1 protein-coding gene is annotated in these 815 nt (G+C 64.5%); it reads left to right on the top strand.

Annotated features, from left to right (window positions below):
- Window positions 1-102: 102 nt before the first annotated feature.
- The coding region (locus AC1M0F_RS16430; protein ID WP_480239338.1) for a DUF222 domain-containing protein at window positions 103-815 on the top strand (713 nt) is incomplete at its 3' end.

Raw genomic sequence — 815 nt, 5'->3', positions numbered from 1 at the left:
CACTCCTCCACCGCCGACCGGGTTCCGGAAACTATCCACAACCAGCCCTTTTGCCTCGGTATCTGTCGGCTGAATGTCGGTGGTGGCCGGGAGAATTGACGCATGGAAGAGCTCCACGACCCGCCGGCTGAGGCGTACGACGACGACGGTTTCGTCGAGTCGCCGTTGAGTGGGTTGCGGGCGGAGCTGTGCAGTTCGATCGTCGACCAGGTCGCTGCGTTGGAGCGGAATCAGGTGAAACTCAAGGCGTGGCAGATGGAGCTGATTGACGACGCCCGTCTTCTCTCCGAAGCGACCGAACGCGGGGTCCTCACCGTCGACACAACACTGTCCGCAACGCAACGGCAGGAGATGGCCCGCCGGTCGTTGGTGGCGGAGTTGGCGTGTGCGTTACGGATGCCAGAGACCACGGTGATCCGGATGGTCACCGACAGTGAAGCGTTGATCCACCGGCTCCCGGGCACAATGGACGCACTGCGGGCTGGGGAGATCTCCTACCGGCACGCCCAGGTCCTCGTCGACCAGACCACCACGCTCAGCCCTCAGGCTGCCTTGGCGGTGGAGGAGCAGGCGTTGCCGTTCGCCCGCACCCTGACCGTGTCGAAGTTCACGGCGAAGGCGCGGGTGCTGCGGGAGCGTTTGGATCCGGAGTCGATCACCGCCCGGGTGACGAAATCCACCACTGATCGCCGGTTGGAGTTCCAGCCCGCCCCAGACGGGATGGCGTGGCTGAACCTCTACACGACCGCACCCCAAGCAACATCGATCTACACAACCATCCGCGACCGGGCCGTGGCGTTGAAGAACCCGGCCGA

Source organism: Mycetocola sp. Y719, assembly GCF_056713205.1.
Note: the sequence above shows the minus strand (reverse complement) of the source record. Positions and strands in the feature narration are given on the sequence as shown.